Here is a 17,219-nt window from a genome sequence, read left to right as displayed (position 1 = left end):
ATCAATTGATTTGCCAATTGTTTTTAAAAGTGGAGCTGTGTCGTAAATGAAGAAGTTAAAGGCTTTGTTAGATTCTAATTTGTCGCTTAGATCTTGGGTACTATTTTTAATGGCCGTCATCATTGCCTACCCCAGTGTCTGCAAGGCGCAGCTAACTGATAGCCTATTTTCAAACGAACCAACATTTTTAAAAGTCGACGAAGCCTTTGTCATGGACTTCGAACAACGCGACGATGAACTTGTCATTAAGTGGGATATAGCTGAAGGCTATTATTTATATAAAAAACAATTTCAAGCACCGACTAAAAATGCAGAACTAGGCGAAGGAATTTTCCCAAAAGGTGTGATAATTGAAGACGAGTTTTTTGGTGAATCAGAAGTGTATTTCGAAGACATGGAAATCACCTATCCGATTGTATCAGCAGACCAAGATAGTATCGTCAGACTGAGGTTTCAGGGATGCGCTGAAGCAGGCCTTTGTTATCCCCCTACGACAAAAGTGATTTATTTAGATGCGGTAGTTTCCTCAAGCGACACCACAGAAAGTGCTGAAGCGACCAGTAACACAGCAGTAAAATCTGAGCAGTTCCAATTAGCAGATCGCCTAATTTCACAAGAAAGCCTCTTAATTACGCTTGGCCTCTTCGTACTTCTTGGCTTAGGCTTAGCTTTTACTCCATGCGTTTTCCCAATGTACCCGATTTTATCGAGCATTATTATGGGTGCTGGCAAAGGCAAAATGGACACCTCTCGCGCCCTATTCCTATCTGTCATTTATGTTCAAGGCATGGCGATCACCTACTCATTGTTAGGCTTGGTGGTGGCATCTGCTGGCGTACAATTCCAAGCTGCACTTCAATCAGAAGTCGTACTGATTGTTTTTATCGTGCTATTCGTTTTACTCGCAATCGCTATGTTTGGAGGATACGAAATTCAATTGCCTTCTAAGTGGCAAGAAAAACTCAACGGTGTCAGCAATAGCCAAAAACAAGGCAACCCTGTGGGTGTGTTTATTATGGGCATCATTTCGGGCTTGGTGGCATCACCTTGCACTACTGCGCCTTTAACCGCCATTTTGTTAGTCATCGCACAAACAGGCGACTTAGTTCTTGGCTTTAGTGCGCTTTATGCACTGAGTATTGGTATGGGTATTCCACTGATTATCTTTGGTATCACAGGTGGTAAATTATTACCTAAAGCAGGCCAGTGGATGAATGTAGTTAAAGCAACCTTTGGATTTATGATGCTCAGCGTGGCTATTTTGTTTGTTGAGCGCTTTATTATCGCTGATTGGACTGGGTTGCTATGGGCAGCCCTTGGTTTAGCTCTATTTACATATTGGTTCACTATTAACCAAGATACTAAACTGTCACTGTTTAAAGGATTGCGCACTGCTGTTGTGATGATCGGTATGGTGGGTTCGGTAATTTACGGATATACCGTCGTAAGCAAAATGCAAGGCCACACTAATCAACTAGTCGTGGCGACTGCTCAAGGCAGCCAATCGCTATCCGAAAAAGGCCACCCTAAATTTGCCGTGGTCAAAGACATTGATGATTTTTACGCCAAGCTTGCGCAAGCCAGCAGTGAAGGAAAATCAGTCATGCTAGATCTTTATGCTGACTGGTGTATTGCATGCAAAGAATTTGAAAAGTATACCTTTCCAGACCCAAACGTGATTAAAGCACTTGAGAACACGGTTTGGATGCAAATCGACTTAACCGATAACACCCCTCAAAACTTAGCCTTTCAAGAGTATTTTAAAGTCTTGGGCTTACCTACCATTCTATTCTTTGATAAAAATGGCTACGAACTCAGCCAGTCAAGGGTTACAGGCTTTATGAAGGCAGAGCCTTTTGCCAATCACGTCGAAAATTCCTTAAATCAACCCTAAACTTATTTAATCTCAGCACGATAACTTCAAAAGAGAATACTAATTTACTACTAAGAATCAAAGCTCATACCTAATGCTTTAGTGTCAATTTAATGGCGCTGGGTGCCTGATCTTTGTCGTTGTAAGTGAACTGCTTTGGGTTTATTTTATATGCTGACTATGAATGAGAAACTATGAACAGGTTGCCAATTCTTCCCGCGCTCTGTGGCTTTGCAGTCGTAGCTATTTCAGTGTTATTGGGTCTAAACGAACTTGCGTTACCGGCCATCGCGCTTAATACTTTTGGATTATGCGCGATATCGTGGTGGGTAAATCAAAACAAGGCTAGCGATGTACCACCAGAAAATACCGACAATTACGACACCAAAGCACAATCTCAGGTCGAACTCATATCTTTCAACGACATTCCTGTTGGTGATATCGGCCTTTTACGAGCGGAAATCGTTCCTATCATGCAAGAATGTGAAGAAAACTTGAACGGCATCCTATCAACGCAAAATGACGCCGTCGCAACGTTAAGTGAAAGCTTTGGCAATCTTCAAGGGCTTGTAGATAACCAGTCAATGACAATCCAAAGTCTGATAAGAGCCGATAGCGACGGTGACGATTTATACAGTGAAAAAATGCGTTCATTTGCAGACCATACTTCATCAACACTAGACAAATTTATTTCATCTACTGTTGAAATGTCGGCATCATCGATGGAGTTACTCGAACGCGTAACGGAAATATCCGATTCAGTTCCTCAGGTCATGCAAGCGCTAAAAGATATCGACAGTATCGCAGATCAAACCAACTTATTAGCGCTTAACGCTGCAATTGAGGCCGCACGTGCAGGAGAGCATGGCAGAGGTTTTGCAGTTGTGGCAGATGAAGTTCGTTCATTGTCCAACCGCTCGTCACAGTTCAGCGATGCAATTCAATCAAAACTGAAAAGCATGACCACCCAAATTGAAGCGCTTACCGAAGAAGTTGGCAAGCTCGCTTCGTACGATGTTAGCTACGTTATAGACTCGAAGAAAGAAATAAACGAAGCACTAGATAGCATTATCAAAAAAGCCGAATCTGACTCGATAGTTACGAGCGGCTTAGAACAAGCTGCACTTGAACTCGATGCCGCTTTAGGTAATGCCATTAGAGGCTTGCAATTTGGTGATATCAATGGACAAAACCTCCAATTCACCCTCGACACACTCACATTCTTAAGAACACATATAGAGACAATATCCTTAGAAAACTTAACAGGTGCGATTGAAGAAGTGCACTCGCATTTAGAAGGCATGCGTGCGCGTAAAGAAACCGCTGGCCACAATCCAGTGTCTGCGACCTCAATGGATGCAGGCGAAATCGATTTATTCTAGTCATATAGGACAGATATTATGAGCGAGAAATCACTACAAATTCCAGAGCGTTTTGACTTTGGCTACCACAAAGAGTTTACAGAGCAATATCAAACCCTTTTAGAGGATAAAACTATTTCTGAAATTGCACTGGACTTCTCTAAAGTCGGGTACTTAGACAGCTCTGCGTTAGGCATGATGGTCCTGTTTCAAAAGAAAGCAAAGAACCAAAACGTGTCTGTTCGCATCAGAGGGGCAAAAGAGAGCGCGAGAGAAATCTTGCAAATTGCAAACTTTGACCGCCTTTTCGATATTTCATAGAGCTTCAATATAAATGCGCATACTAATTATCGAAGACGACGCTTTATTCGGAGAAATTCTGCAAACTTTTCTAGATGAAAAGGGGTGTAATACGCTTATCGCAGAGAGCATCGCCAGCGCAAAAGTTCACTTAAAAGCATCAGTGTTCGACTTTGTTCTTCTCGATAATCACCTGCCTGATGGCGACGGTATTAATTTCATTCCGTTTATTAAAGATTTGGGATATCTACTGCCGCTTATGATGATCACAGGCGAAGATAATCAAATCGTAATGTCAGATGCGTTTGACAAAGGCGCGGATGACTTTTTGATAAAGCCTATTAGCGTTGACTTATTGTGGAAGAAAATCGAACGCTGTCGAGGGCTTTATGACAAAGAAGCCAATCTGGAGCGTCAAACCAAGCGTTTAGAAAAGCTGGTCAATCAACAAGAGCAGGAAGAACAGCTTGCTCGCTATGTATACGAACACGTTGCTGCAACCTTGGCAGGCGAGACTGAATGTGTCGATACTTACATCCAATCATCAAGTTCTTTTAACGGGGATGTATTTATTTGCGAGACAGCACCCAACGGCAATCGCTTTGTGATTCTTGCCGATGCCACAGGACATGGACTTGCCGCCGCAATCAGTATTTTGCCGCTTGTTGCAACAATCAGAGCAATGATTCGAAAAGGCTTAAGCCTTGCGCATATTGTTCACGAGGCTAACAAGAAACTGCATGTTGAATTACCCGATGACAAGTTTGTCGCGTTGATTGGTGTTGAAGTAAACTTTCACCATCAATCTATACATCTGTTCAACGGCGGAATGCCAGATGTGCTAGCAATAAAATCAGATAAATCAATAGAAAGTTATGTTTCAACTTCGATGGCGCTTGGAATTCTTGATCCAGAAGATTTTGACCCTGCAATTAAAACAATAGACACCGGCCCCATTAACAATCTTTTCTTCTTTAGTGACGGCCTCATCGAACAACCCAACCTGCTTGGCGACCCATTCGGTATGGATAGGCTCATGACTATACTCCAAAATTACGACTATAAGGAGCCGATTAAGAGCAGGGTGGTGAATGAGTTCACAGTGTTCAACGAGATGCAAGAACTACTCGATGATCTGTCAATGTGTGACCTTCAAGTTCGCAAATTAATGGACAAACACCTATATGACGAACGCAAAGAGAACATTATCGACCACGGCAGGATCGTCGCGAATATTGAAATCGAAGGCGGTTTGGTTGCAAACGCAGATATCGTAGGGTGCTTAGATAGCGTCATGCGCAACGTAGATATGGTTGGGGACTTAAGACAACGGGCCTTTACAGTTTTCGCTGAGCTAATCAGTAACGGACTAGATCACGGTATTTTGGATTTGGATTCAAACCTTAAGAACGACTTCGCTGGATTTGCCGAATACCTTCAATTAAAAGAAGAGCGCTTAGAAAATGTCCCAGAAAACGCCAACTTAGGCATGAAATTTGTATTTACTCCGTCAACCAATGAGATCGAATTTGAGATCACTGACTCTGGCAAAGGTTACGATATGAATAAAGTCGATGATATTAACGACGAAAAGTTATCGGGCAGAGGTATAGAGCTAATAAATAAATTGTGCACAAACGTCGAAGTTTTTGCACCTGGAAATAAAACGAAAGTTAACTTGAAGAGAGACTATTAAGAGATGAGCAAACATATTCTTGTAGTAGATGACTCCCCATCTATTCGCCAAATGGTTCAGGTGACCCTAAAGTCAGCTAAATACCAAGTCACAACGGCGGAAGACGGGCAAGCGGCATTAGATTTATGCAAACGGATGCAGTATGACTTTGTAATTACCGATCAGAACATGCCGAGAATGGATGGTTTGACGCTAATAAAAAGCCTTCGAGGCATCGGTGCATACCGTTCAACCCCTATAGTAGTGCTAACAACTGAGGCGAGTGACAGTATGAAGGCACAAGGTCGGGCTGCGGGCGCGACAGGCTGGATGGTAAAGCCATTTGATCCTCAAAAGCTGCTAGCAGTTGCAGCTAAAGTTCTCTCATAACTCCAAAAGGCCTGTGAAATGTCAGTAGACATGAGTCAGTTTTTTGGTGTCTTTTTTGAAGAGAGCCAAGAACATCTAGATGAAATGGAACATCTTTTGATGGAACTATCATTAGATGCACCTGATCAAGAAGATTTAAATAGCATTTTTAGAGCTGCGCATTCTATCAAAGGCGGTAGTGGTGTGTTTGGTTTTGATGCCCTGACTGGGTTGACCCATGTCATGGAAAATATTTTAGATCTCGCCAGAAAAGAACAACTTATCATGACTAAGGTGATTGTCGATCAGTTACTGATCACGGTCGACACACTAAAAATCATACTTGAATGCTATCAAAACGAAGAAGAAATCGATTGGGGAGGCATCCAAAAAGGTATAGAAGCGCTTGAAGCCTTACTGAAAGACGATTCTGAAAAAGCAACTGATAACTCCGATGAGCAAGGCTACGGACTATACGATACAGTTGTCGAACAACAAGATGATGACTTTGGTTTCTTTGAGCCACCAGAAGAGAAAATTGAACGTGAAGAAACAGCGTATGGATTTTACGAAGATGAAGATAAGAATAAAGAACAATCATCTGAAGCATTAGCACCAGACGAACTCCAACAAGCGCTTGAGCATCCAAATGACATTTTGAATGATGATGACTTTGGTTTTTTTGATGACGAGCCAAGTACTGAGTCAACTTCAGCAAGTGATGCGAAACCGACACCAGCACCCGAAGAAACCAAAAAAGTAGATCCACCCGTTGTATCAGCAGCGAGCAAAAAAGTTGCAAGTGCTAAAAAAGCAGCTAGCAAGGCAAAAAGCGAAACAAAAGAATCATCATCCATTCGCGTCGACACGATGAAAATAGATTCGTTAGTTAACTTAGTGGGCGAACTGGTAATCACTCAGTCAATGATAAAAATCGTCGGCAAAGACGTACATGGAGAAGTTGAAGAGAAACTTGAAGGTGCGATTGGCGAGCTATCAAGAAACATCCGTGAAATACAGGAAGCCGTTATGTCGATGCGCATGTTACCTATGTCATTCGCATTTAACCGTTTTCCACGCGTCGTCCGTGACCTTGCAGGTAAACTGGAAAAAGACTTAGAGCTCGTTATTGAAGGCGGTGCTACTGAAATTGACAAAGGCTTGATAGAAAAGCTCGTCGACCCGCTTACTCACTTAGTCCGCAACAGCGTCGACCATGGAATTGAAATGCCAGATATTCGCGAAGCGAAAGGCAAGCCTCGAACGGGTACCGTTGTTTTGTCAGCCGAGCAACGCGGGGGCAGTATCATTATCAGTATCACTGATGATGGCGCCGGCCTCAACCGAGAAAAAATATTAGAAAAAGCAGCTTCAAACGGTCTGGATATCAGCCCAGATATGCCTGATTCACAAGTCTGGCATTTAATATTTGAAGCTGGGTTTTCAACCGCTGAAGTGGTCACGGATGTATCAGGCCGAGGCGTTGGAATGGATGTTGTTAGACGCAACATTGAGTCCATCGGTGGCATGATCGAGATTGAGTCAGAGTTAGATAAAGGCTCGGTCTTTAGAATAAGACTACCGCTAACTTTAGCTATCGTAGACGGCATGTGCGTGTCTGTAACCGATCAAACCTTTGTGATTCCTTTGACCAATATTATCGAGTCAATACAGCCTGAAAAAGACCAAATTAAAACAATTGGCAATGATCGTTTGTTGTGGGTAAGGGGTGAATATTGGCCACTAGTTGCCTTGCATGAACTCATGGATATTGAAGGTGCAAATGAAGACCCAACGACTGCCATTATTGTGTTGGTCGAGACCTCTAGAAAACGTTTTGGTTTACTTATCGATGCACTCGAAGGGCAACAACAAGTCGTCATAAAAAGTTTAGAACAGCATTACAAGCGCGTACCGGGTGTCGCAGGTGCGACCATCATGGGTGACGGTGGCGTAGCATTAATTTTAGATATTGAGTCGATCGCTTCTGCAGTCTCGATTCCCCAACACACTGAGGTGTCAAATGTCAGCTAATGCGAAAGCGAATGACATACAAGTTGCATCTGAATCGCAACATGAATTTTTAACCTTTGTCTTAGGCGACGAAAACTATGCGCTAGACATAATGACTGTTAAAGAAATTAGAGGCTATGAAGACGTAACCAAAATAGCCAATGCACCAGACTACATTAAAGGCGTACTTAATCTTCGTGGCGATATCGTTCCGATTATTGACTTGCGTATCAAATTTAATGTTGGCGAGGCAACTTATGATGAATTCACCATTGTCATCATGCTAATGATTGGCGATAGAGTAGTGGGAATTGTCGTCGATGAAGTCAGCGATGTCATCAAGGTCAATGATGACGAAATAAGGCCGCCACCAGAGTTTGGTGTGGCTTTCGACAGTGCTTATTTGCACGGACTATCAACCATTAATGAACAAATGATTATTTTAGTGAATATCCAAAAACTTATATCTAGTGATGAACTCGGTTTGTACGATTCAAGCCCAAGCGCGGAGCAAGAGTAACATGAATATCTTAAGAGTGTTCGATAACATAAAACTACCAATAAAGATGTCCATTATTGGCCTGCTGGCGCTAGTTGGCCTGGCAATACCTACTTATTATTATACCCAGCTTTCAATCAGTGGGCAGACGTCAGATAAAATCGAGTTATTAGGTATCGAGCCTGCTTCTGAAGTGGTCGCACTCAAAAAGCTAACTGCTGAACATAGAGGCATGTCATCGCGATTATTCGGTGGTGATCGAAATGTGGCGGGGGCGCTTAGCTCAAAAGCGAGTGAAATTACTAACCAAATATCGAAACTTTCTGACCTAGTTAGAGCTTCAGCAAGCGAAGGAGATATTGCCACCAATGAATTACTAAGCTCTTTACAAGCAATAGAGTCAGAGTGGAAAAGGGTGCGCGCGAATGTAGAAAGTATGTCTGTAAGCAGAGCGGCCTCCTTCCAAGAGCACTCTGACCTTATTGACCAACAAGATGGCTTAATAAGCGATATGCTCAAAACCTACTTGCTTAGTTACGACCCTGCAGCTGCAAGTTATCATATTATTATTGCAAACTATATCAACCTTCCTAGGTTGTCAAATGCGCTTGGCAAAGTCAGGGGAGCGTCCTCTGGTGCCGTTGCATCTGGCGAAGCATCCAATGTTCAGATTAGCACCATTAAAGGGTATTTAAACGGTCTAAGTGCACCCGCAAGAGATTTCGATTACAACATGCGTTCGGCTGCTGAAGCTGATGTTCGCTTTTCATCACTTCGTAAAAAAAGTGAGACGATTGAATCTGATGTAAGAAAGTTAGAAAGACTTGTGGAAACTCAGATTTTCGAGGGGCAATTCTCATATACAGCACAACAAATGTTTTCCGAGTTCTCCGCAGTTATAAACCAGCTATATACGTTACACGATGAAAGTATTGTAATCTTGCGAGACGTCATTGAAGAACGAGTTGAAGATGCATCTGCAGAGCGACGAACTACACTGATTATTATTGGCGTTTTATTTTTAGTCAGCCTTTCTATTGGATTTGTCATCGTGCGCTCGATTACCAGTTCAGCTGGCGCACTGATTCAAGCATTCTCGAAGATTTCTCACCAAGACTACTCGTCAGACTTCAATACCTCTCGCAAAGATGAAATGGGAATCATAGAAAAAAGCCTAGCTGAGCTTACCGTTGAACTTAAAGAAGCAGCCACGATCGCCATAGAAGCGTCTAAAGTTAAGCAGGCCTTAGATAGCAGTTCTATGTGTTTCATGATGTCCAACGCTAACCGCGAAATTGTTTACATGAACGAGTCCGTGAAAAAACTGATGAAAGAATCAGAAGCGGCGATTAAAAAAGACTTGCCACAATTTGATGCTGATACATTGATCGGTACCCGTATTGATAGCTTCCACCACAATCCTAAGCATCAGCACGCTGTACTTGACCAATTAACCAAGACGCATGAAGCACGCTTGGACTTAGGCGGCAAATCATTCATGCTCAACATCAACCCAATACGCGATGAGAAAGGCAATGATCTTGGCAATTCTGTTGAATGGTTAGATATGACTGAGATCTTCGAAGAAGAGAAACGTGTCAAACGCGTACTTGAAGCCTTAGATTCATCTTCAACCAATATTATGATCGCCAACGCTGAGCGTGAAGTTATCTACATGAACCGTTCGATGGTTGACACAATGGAGGAGGCAGAATCAGATTTGCGTAAAGTACTGCCACAGTTTAGAGCTGGCGATATTATGGGTAAGAGTATGGACAGATTCCATGCCAATCCAAATCACCAAATGGGTATTTTGGAAGGCCTTAAAGATACACTTATCTCAGAAATCAAAGTGGGTAGAAGACACTTCAAACTCACAGCGAACCCAATTTATGCAGAAAACGGTGACAGAATTGGTACAGTGGTCGAATGGCTAGATCGCACCAACGAGGTTAACGCCGAAATCGAAATTAATGACATGGTAACTGCAAGTCTGCGCGGTGACTTCACCAAGCGAATTGAAGAGTCTGATAAAGAGGGCTTCTTGAAGATTGTGTCTGAAGGTCTAAACGAGTTAATTAAAACAACCGAAAGTGGGCTTAATGAAGTCAGTAACGTGTTGTTAGCAATATCTCAAGGTGATCTCACAAAACGTATTACTAGTGACTACCAAGGTACGTTCGATGATCTCAAAAACTACACCAATAGTACAACCGAAAACTTGGTCAATGTGATCAGCAAAATCCGCGAAGCGAGCGATACAATCAATAACGCATCGTCAGAAATCGCACAAGGTAACGCTGATTTATCAACACGAACTGAGCAACAAGCTAGCAGCCTTGAAGAAACAGCTTCTAGCATGGAAGAGATCACTTCAACGGTGCGTTTGAATGCTGAAAATGCAAACCAAGCGAATGGTTTAGCCTCTCAAGCCTCACAGGTGGCAAGTAATGGAGGTGATTTGATACAAGAAGTTGTGGTGACCATGTCATCAATTAACGAATCATCACAAAAAATTGCAGATATTATTGGCGTCATCGATGGCATTGCTTTCCAAACCAATATTCTTGCACTTAACGCAGCTGTAGAAGCAGCCAGAGCGGGTGAACAAGGCCGAGGCTTTGCGGTAGTCGCATCAGAGGTCAGAACACTTGCTCAACGTTCGGCCAATGCAGCAAAAGATATCAAAGACTTGATTTCTGACTCTGTCAGCAAAGTTGAATCAGGCAATAGCTTGGTTAACCAATCTGGCGAAACCATGAAAGAAATTGTCACTGCAATTCAACGAGTAAACGACATCATGAGCGAAATTGCCGCAGCATCTGCCGAGCAAGCAAGTGGCATTGATGAAGTCAGCAAAGCCGTTACTCAAATGGATGAAATGACTCAGCAAAATGCCGCGCTTGTAGAAGAAGCCGCTGCGGCTGCTGAAAGTATGCGTACTCAAGCGAGTGAACTAACTGGCAGAGTTGGTACATTTAAACTGAATGAGTCTGATACACCTACGACTATAAAAACTGAGCAAACATCAAAAGCTGCCCCAAAAGCAACTGTAATATCCCCTAGTGCTGACCCGCTATCACAACAGTTTGCTGAGCTGCCCTCGGTGATGTCATCGCCCTCAACTGATAACGAAGATGACGAATGGGAAAGCTTTTAGAAGATGAGTCTTACGACGGATAAAGAATTTGCGTTTAACCTAGCTGACTTTGAAGCCGTTAGAAAAAAGCTGAAAAGTATAGCGGGGATCAACCTAGCCGACTCCAAAGACTCAATGGTCTATAGTCGGCTAGCCCGTCGCATCCGAGCACTTGGCCTAAAATCTTTTGTTCAGTATTTGACTTTTCTAGACAAACACGAAGAAGAAAAGGAAGAGTTTGTCAACGCACTGACAACTAACCTAACTTCCTTTTTTCGTGAAAGTCACCATTTTGATGTACTCAAAAAGCACCTAGAAGAAATCAAGCACAGAAGAAAAATAACCATCTGGTGCGCGGCTAGTTCGACTGGGGAAGAACCTTATTCAATCGCAATGACGGTCGTAAACGCTTTCAAGAAATTTGATTGTCCTGTTGAAATCATCGCATCTGATATCGACAGTAAAGTGCTTAAGACTGCGAGTGATGGTGTATACAAAATCGAGCAGCTTACTGAATTTCAACCGGATATGAAGAAGCTATTTTTCAAGCGCGGTAAAGGTTCAAATGGTGGATTTGTCAAAGTAGTGCCCGAATTAAGAAAATTAATCACATTCCAAAAGCTCAATTTGATGGATGATAAATGGTCGTTGCCTTCGGGTATCGATATCGTCTTTTGCCGCAATGTTATGATTTACTTCGATAAAGACACACAATTACAAATACTAAGAAAAATAGTAAAACACATGAGCAATGATAGCCTATACATAGCAGGACATTCAGAGAACTTTGCACATGTTGGGGACATCTTAAAACCTCTTGGACGAACTATATACAAACCATTGGGTAATTAAGCGTGAATTTAGATAACGAACACTTAGCACCCAATCGATATTTTGACCGAAATTTTAACATCAATGCTGTCAAAATTTTGCCTGGTGAGTACTTTGCAACCTCGGAAAATACGATGATTGTTACCGTATTAGGTTCCTGTGTATCAGCGTGCTTGCGTGATCCCGTTTCTAAAATTTCAGGAATGAATCACTTTTTGCTACCTGTAAACACCAATGAGCAAGACTTCATATCGGAATCTGCTCGTTATGGCGTTTATGCGATGGAGATACTGATCAACCACATGCTCAAATTGGGTGCAGTAAGAAGCCGTATTGAAGCCAAGATTTTTGGCGGTGCAAATGTACTTAAAGGGTTCAAAGTAAATAGTGTTGGGGAGCAAAATGCAGCTTTTGTACAAGAATATTTAGAGGCTGAACAGATCAGAGTTATCGCGACTGATTTATTAGGTCAGTTTCCACGAAAGCTTTATCAATTTCCGGCAACAGGTGAAGTCAAGGTACGAAAATTGAAAAGCTTACACAACACAACGATTCTTGATCGCGAAAGCGAATACAAGATCAAAATTAGACAAACAACACAAACAGGTGGTGATGTTGATTTATTCTAAAATCGAGCAATATAAATGACAATTAAAGTTCTTGTCGTTGATGACTCTGCGTTAATTCGTAGCTTACTTGCAGAGATTATTAAGCAAGCCCCTGAGCTCGAATTAGTCGGTGCGGCTCCCGACGCTTATGTCGCAAAGGACATGGTCAAAGAACTAAATCCTGATGTCATTACCCTAGATATTGAAATGCCCAAAGTAGACGGCCTGACTTTTTTAGATCGTCTTATGAAGGCAAGGCCCACTCCGGTCTTAATGATATCCACATTAACCGAGCAAGGAGCTGATGCAACAATCCGTTCTCTAGAGCTAGGTGCCATTGATTTTATACCTAAACCGAAACTCAACGTAGCCAAAGGCCTTAGTGAATATCAACAAGAAATCGTTAGCAAGATAAAAGTAGCAGCAAAATCAAAACCTAAAAAACGATCTGAGGGACTCAGCAGAGCAAAAGCAATTCCATTAAGCTATAAGGGCACTGAAACGATAGTGGGCATTGGCGCCTCGACGGGCGGAACAGAGGCTATTCGACAAGTGTTACAACAACTGTCCCCCGCCTTCCCTGCAACCGTTATTACTCAACACATGCCGCCAACATTCACAAAGTCCTTTGCTGCACGACTCGATTCACTATGTGACATGCGCGTAAAAGAAGCTGAAGATGGCGAGCGTATTCTTCCAGGCAGTGCCTATATCGCACCAGGCGATAAGCATTTAACCATTGTTAAAAGCGGCGCCGACTATCGAATTCGATTGGATGATGGCCCCTTAGTCTCTGGTCACAAACCATCTGTAGATGTGATGTTCGATTCCCTTGCAAAAGTCGTTGGTAACAACACCATCGCAACAATTTTGACCGGCATGGGAAAAGATGGCGCAAAAGGAATGGTCAACCTTAAATCAACAGGGGCAATAACCATGGCACAAGATGAGGCTTCTTGTGTGGTATACGGGATGCCAAAAGCAGCGGTGGATATGGGAGGCACTGAGGACACATATTCACTTGATAAAATGAGCCAAGCGTTAACCACAGCAGTTGAGAAAAAAGGTGGGGGAACTCGATTGTGAGTGAAAGCCTTCAAGCCGAAACTGAGAGCCTTCAAGCTCAAATTGCCAGTCTCAAACGCAGTTTAGAGCGAGAGCGCAAAGGTCGGAAAGAGGCAGAAGAAGTACTTCGCAGCCAAACTTTTGAGTTAATTGAAGCCAAAAAGATTGCCCAAAACAAAGCCAACCGCCTTCAACAAGCACTTTCGGCTAGCAAACAAATAGTTTGGGAATGGCATGCAAAGAGCGACGAAATCTTGATGTATTCCAACGAGTCTGAAGCGCAATCAAGAATAGTTAATCGAATCACAAGAACTGAATTTATTGAATCTTTGCGGTCTTCCCACAGGCAAGTATTTGAACACCAATTTACAGCCCATTCAAACGGCCGCTCGAAAATGTTTTCTGTCGTAGTTGAGCGCATGTCAAAACGAACAAACCAACATCGCTGGGTGCGTCTAACAGGACAATGCTCTCAACGCGATGAAGACGGACGCATGACGAGCATGCTTGGCACTTTTAAAGACATCACAAGCCAACATCAAGAAAGAGAAGCATATGAGATAGTTACGAGAGCATTTGTTAATGCAAAAAAACCCAGCTTCATACTCTCCTTGGAAGACAAAAAAGTGCAGATAAACACAACATTCGCAAACATGTTCGATATTCAAGGCAGACACATCGAGTGGGATGCGCTTTGTGAACTCCTTCCAGTCGAATTAATCCAAACACACCAAGTAAAAGGCAGCCTTGTATTTTGTGCAGACCTGCTTATTCAGGGTCAAAAAGTACGATGTGATATCACACTTAACGAAATGCAAACTCACCACAATGTATTTTCTTATACTTATATATGCGGAACCTGCCTTCCAATTACAGAATAACCAAAAATTTTGTAGGTATCTTCGCTGATTAGACCAGTATTATGCTGATTACTGCCCCCTTTTTGTGATATTTTCTCATTCCTGCTCAAACGCGAGCAAAAACACATAAGAAACCTTGCTTAATTTAGCTAAATAAACCAAATTTGCAAGTTAAGTACACGTTCACGGATTTTAAAAGCTTTTTCTATGAAGATATTGGTATTAAACGGCCCAAACTTGAATTTATTGGGAAAAAGAGAGCCTGACATATATGGCACTCGTAACTTAGCACAAATCATGAGTACCCTGCGTGAAAACACCCGAGATTTAACGGTGCAGATAGACGACTTCCAATCAAATTCAGAAACCGATCTTATTGAAAGAGTCCAGTCGCTTTTCGATGAAGGCAATGCAGTTGACGGGATCGTGATTAACCCAGCGGCTTATACACATACCAGTGTTGCGCTTCGTGATGCGTTAAGTGCGGTCGGCGTTCCATTTGTCGAGGTTCACCTGTCAAATGTGCATGCAAGGGAAGCCTTTAGGCATCATTCATATTTTTCTGACATTGCAGTGGGCGTCATTGCCGGACTCGGTGAAAAAGGCTACGAATTTGCTGTAAGAGCGCTCTACGAAATCGAACAAAACTAATAATGATTCACAAATTACGAATTTTAACAAAACACACAAACAGAGATTAAACATGGATATAAGAAAAATAAAAAAACTGATCGAGCTAGTAGAAGAATCAGGCATCGCAGAATTAGAAATCACTGAAGGAGAGGAATCTGTTCGCATCCATCGTGGCGGCTCTACACCCGCTGTTCAATATGCAGCTCCTCAAATGGTTCAACAAGCACCTGCTCCAGCTTCAGCGCCTGCACCTGAAACCGCGCCGACGACGCCCGCGGCGCCCGCTGCACCATCAGGTTATGTGGTGAAATCACCAATGGTAGGAACCTTCTACCGTTCGTCATCACCAGAAGCCAAGGCATTTGTTGAAGTGGGCCAAAGCGTTAATGTAGGTGACACACTTTGCATTGTTGAAGCCATGAAAATGATGAATCAAATTGAATCTGACAAAGCAGGCGTCATCAAAGAAATATTGGTGAACAATCAAGATCCAGTTGAATTTGATCAACCCATGTTTGTTATCGAATAAGGCTTTTACCATGCTTGATAAAGTCTTAATTGCGAATCGAGGCGAGATAGCCTTACGCATACTCAGAGCTTGTAAAGAGCTGGGTATAAAAACGGTGGCTGTGCATTCCACCGCCGACAAAGATCTAAAGCACGTTTTGCTAGCTGATGAATCCATTTGTATTGGTAAAGCGCCAGCGAACGAAAGCTACCTAAATATTCCGCGTATAATTGCAGCTGCAGAAGTCACTAACTCTATTGCTATTCATCCCGGTTATGGCTTTTTAGCAGAAAGCGCAGAGTTTGCAGAAGCAGTTGAAAAAAGCGGCTTTATTTTCATTGGACCTAAAGCCGATACGATAAACTTAATGGGTGATAAAGTTTCTGCAATCAGTGCAATGCGCAAAGCAGGTGTGCCATGCGTGCCAGGTTCAGACGGCCCATTGACTGACGATATTGAAAAAAATAAAACCATCGCAAAACGCATCGGTTATCCGATGATAGTCAAAGCTGCAGGTGGTGGTGGCGGTCGAGGCATGCGTGTCGTGCGCAGCGAGTCTGAGCTAGAAGAAGCGATCCAAACCACGAAAGCTGAAGCAGGTGCTGCCTTCAATAACGACGTAGTATACATGGAGAAGTTTTTAGAAAACCCTCGCCATGTCGAGATTCAAGTGCTTGCAGACGGTCAAGGTAATGCGATTCACTTAGGTGAGCGCGACTGTTCAATGCAACGTCGTCACCAAAAAGTCGTCGAAGAAGCCCCAGCACCAGGTATCTCTGAGCAAATGCGTGCAAAAATCGGCGAAAGATGTCGACGTGCATGTATTGAAATCAACTACCGCGGCGCGGGTACATTCGAGTTTTTATATGAAAATGGTGAGTTCTATTTTATTGAAATGAATACCCGTATTCAGGTAGAACACCCTGTATCAGAAATGGTAACAGGCATTGATCTCATAAAAGAGCAATTGCGTGTCGCAGCAGGCCAGCCATTGTCGATTGACCAATCTCAAATCAATGTGCATGGTCACGCGATAGAGTGTCGAATCAACGCTGAAGATCCTGACACCTTTATTCCTAGCCCCGGCAAGATTGAACGCTTTCATGCACCGGGTGGCTTAGGGGTAAGATGGGAGTCTCATGTTTATTCTGGATACACTGTGCCCCCGTATTACGATTCAATGATCGGCAAGTTAATCACCTATGGCGAAAGCCGCGATGAGGCTATTGCTCGGATGCGCCATGCACTTGATGAACTTGTTATTGAAGGGATCAAAACAAATGTACCGCTCCAACAAAGCATAATGGCGGACGAAAACTTCTGCGCAGGCGGCGCAAATATTCATTACCTAGAGAAAAAACTAGGCTTGAGTAAATAGTTAGTGTCAAAAACTTTATACTGACTCTTCATGTATGTAATGAGTCAGTTGAAGAAACTTCAATAAAAGCGTTTCTAACTGGTAGTTAGCAACGCTTTTTTTATGCA

At 42.7% G+C, this 17,219-nt stretch carries 15 protein-coding genes; all 15 read left to right on the top strand.

Going from position 1 to position 17,219, the window contains the following annotated elements:
• The first annotated feature begins 46 nt into the window (after positions 1-46).
• The 15 genes from KUL10_RS08685 (at position 47) to accC (ending at position 17,112) form a co-directional block, all read left to right on the top strand.
• Entirely contained in the window at positions 47-1,894 is a 1,848-nt protein-coding gene (locus KUL10_RS08685; RefSeq protein ID WP_110428531.1) for a protein-disulfide reductase DsbD, read from the top strand.
• A gap of 173 nt (positions 1,895-2,067) precedes the next feature.
• Entirely contained in the window at positions 2,068-3,255 is a 1,188-nt protein-coding gene (locus tag KUL10_RS18960) for a methyl-accepting chemotaxis protein (RefSeq protein ID WP_110428530.1), read from the top strand.
• A gap of 18 nt (positions 3,256-3,273) precedes the next feature.
• Positions 3,274-3,555, top strand: a complete 282-nt coding sequence (locus tag KUL10_RS08675; RefSeq protein ID WP_110428529.1) for an STAS domain-containing protein — start codon at positions 3,274-3,276, stop codon at positions 3,553-3,555.
• Between the two features lie 13 nt (positions 3,556-3,568).
• Entirely contained in the window at positions 3,569-5,230 is a 1,662-nt protein-coding gene (locus tag KUL10_RS08670) for a SpoIIE family protein phosphatase (RefSeq protein ID WP_110428528.1), read from the top strand.
• A 3-nt stretch (positions 5,231-5,233) separates the two neighbouring features.
• Positions 5,234-5,599 (top strand): response regulator, encoded by a 366-nt coding sequence (locus KUL10_RS08665; RefSeq protein WP_110428527.1) that lies wholly within the window; start codon positions 5,234-5,236, stop codon positions 5,597-5,599.
• A gap of 18 nt (positions 5,600-5,617) precedes the next feature.
• Complete coding sequence (locus tag KUL10_RS08660) at positions 5,618-7,612, top strand: chemotaxis protein CheA (RefSeq protein ID WP_110428526.1); 1,995 nt, start codon at positions 5,618-5,620, stop codon at positions 7,610-7,612.
• Complete coding sequence (locus tag KUL10_RS08655; RefSeq protein WP_110428525.1) at positions 7,602-8,111, top strand: chemotaxis protein CheW; 510 nt, start codon at positions 7,602-7,604, stop codon at positions 8,109-8,111. Before KUL10_RS08660 ends, KUL10_RS08655 begins: the two co-directional genes overlap by 11 nt.
• A gap of 1 nt (position 8,112) precedes the next feature.
• On the top strand, positions 8,113-11,250 hold the full coding sequence (locus tag KUL10_RS19000; protein ID WP_373415180.1) for a methyl-accepting chemotaxis protein: 3,138 nt from the start codon (positions 8,113-8,115) through the stop codon (positions 11,248-11,250).
• Positions 11,251-11,253: 3 nt separating this feature from the next.
• The gene (locus KUL10_RS08645; protein ID WP_110428524.1) at positions 11,254-12,081 is read left to right on the top strand and encodes a CheR family methyltransferase; all 828 of its coding nucleotides are present in this window, start codon (positions 11,254-11,256) and stop codon (positions 12,079-12,081) included.
• A 2-nt stretch (positions 12,082-12,083) separates the two neighbouring features.
• On the top strand, positions 12,084-12,689 hold the full coding sequence (gene cheD, locus KUL10_RS08640) for a chemoreceptor glutamine deamidase CheD (RefSeq protein ID WP_110428523.1): 606 nt from the start codon (positions 12,084-12,086) through the stop codon (positions 12,687-12,689).
• Positions 12,690-12,704: 15 nt separating this feature from the next.
• Complete coding sequence (locus KUL10_RS08635; RefSeq protein ID WP_110428522.1) at positions 12,705-13,754, top strand: chemotaxis response regulator protein-glutamate methylesterase; 1,050 nt, start codon at positions 12,705-12,707, stop codon at positions 13,752-13,754.
• Entirely contained in the window at positions 13,751-14,614 is an 864-nt protein-coding gene (locus KUL10_RS08630; RefSeq protein WP_110428521.1) for a hypothetical protein, read from the top strand. Before KUL10_RS08635 ends, KUL10_RS08630 begins: the two co-directional genes overlap by 4 nt.
• A 186-nt stretch (positions 14,615-14,800) precedes the next feature.
• Positions 14,801-15,244: a type II 3-dehydroquinate dehydratase gene (aroQ, locus tag KUL10_RS08625; RefSeq protein WP_110428520.1), complete on the top strand. Its 444-nt coding sequence runs from the start codon at positions 14,801-14,803 to the stop codon at positions 15,242-15,244.
• A gap of 52 nt (positions 15,245-15,296) precedes the next feature.
• Positions 15,297-15,755: an acetyl-CoA carboxylase biotin carboxyl carrier protein gene (gene accB / locus KUL10_RS08620; protein WP_110428519.1), complete on the top strand. Its 459-nt coding sequence runs from the start codon at positions 15,297-15,299 to the stop codon at positions 15,753-15,755.
• 10 nt (positions 15,756-15,765) lie between these two features.
• Complete coding sequence (accC, locus tag KUL10_RS08615; protein ID WP_110428518.1) at positions 15,766-17,112, top strand: acetyl-CoA carboxylase biotin carboxylase subunit; 1,347 nt, start codon at positions 15,766-15,768, stop codon at positions 17,110-17,112.
• Positions 17,113-17,219: the final 107 nt, after the last annotated feature.

The organism is Glaciecola sp. KUL10, from assembly GCF_003203515.1.
In the GTDB taxonomy this organism is placed as follows: domain Bacteria; phylum Pseudomonadota; class Gammaproteobacteria; order Enterobacterales; family Alteromonadaceae; genus Glaciecola.
This window is presented reverse-complemented; position numbering and strand designations above follow the sequence as displayed.

Coding starts and splice junctions, on each gene's coding strand:
- accB (WP_110428519.1), top strand. CDS start 15,297: ATGGATATAAGAAAAATAAAAAAACTGATCGAGCTAGTAGAAGAATCA.
- KUL10_RS08660 (WP_110428526.1), top strand. CDS start 5,618: ATGTCAGTAGACATGAGTCAGTTTTTTGGTGTCTTTTTTGAAGAGAGC.
- KUL10_RS08670 (WP_110428528.1), top strand. CDS start 3,569: ATGCGCATACTAATTATCGAAGACGACGCTTTATTCGGAGAAATTCTG.
- KUL10_RS08675 (WP_110428529.1), top strand. CDS start 3,274: ATGAGCGAGAAATCACTACAAATTCCAGAGCGTTTTGACTTTGGCTAC.
- KUL10_RS08665 (WP_110428527.1), top strand. CDS start 5,234: ATGAGCAAACATATTCTTGTAGTAGATGACTCCCCATCTATTCGCCAA.
- KUL10_RS08635 (WP_110428522.1), top strand. CDS start 12,705: ATGACAATTAAAGTTCTTGTCGTTGATGACTCTGCGTTAATTCGTAGC.
- KUL10_RS18960 (WP_110428530.1), top strand. CDS start 2,068: ATGAACAGGTTGCCAATTCTTCCCGCGCTCTGTGGCTTTGCAGTCGTA.
- accC (WP_110428518.1), top strand. CDS start 15,766: ATGCTTGATAAAGTCTTAATTGCGAATCGAGGCGAGATAGCCTTACGC.
- KUL10_RS19000 (WP_373415180.1), top strand. CDS start 8,113: ATGAATATCTTAAGAGTGTTCGATAACATAAAACTACCAATAAAGATG.
- KUL10_RS08685 (WP_110428531.1), top strand. CDS start 47: ATGAAGAAGTTAAAGGCTTTGTTAGATTCTAATTTGTCGCTTAGATCT.
- KUL10_RS08645 (WP_110428524.1), top strand. CDS start 11,254: ATGAGTCTTACGACGGATAAAGAATTTGCGTTTAACCTAGCTGACTTT.
- KUL10_RS08655 (WP_110428525.1), top strand. CDS start 7,602: ATGTCAGCTAATGCGAAAGCGAATGACATACAAGTTGCATCTGAATCG.
- aroQ (WP_110428520.1), top strand. CDS start 14,801: ATGAAGATATTGGTATTAAACGGCCCAAACTTGAATTTATTGGGAAAA.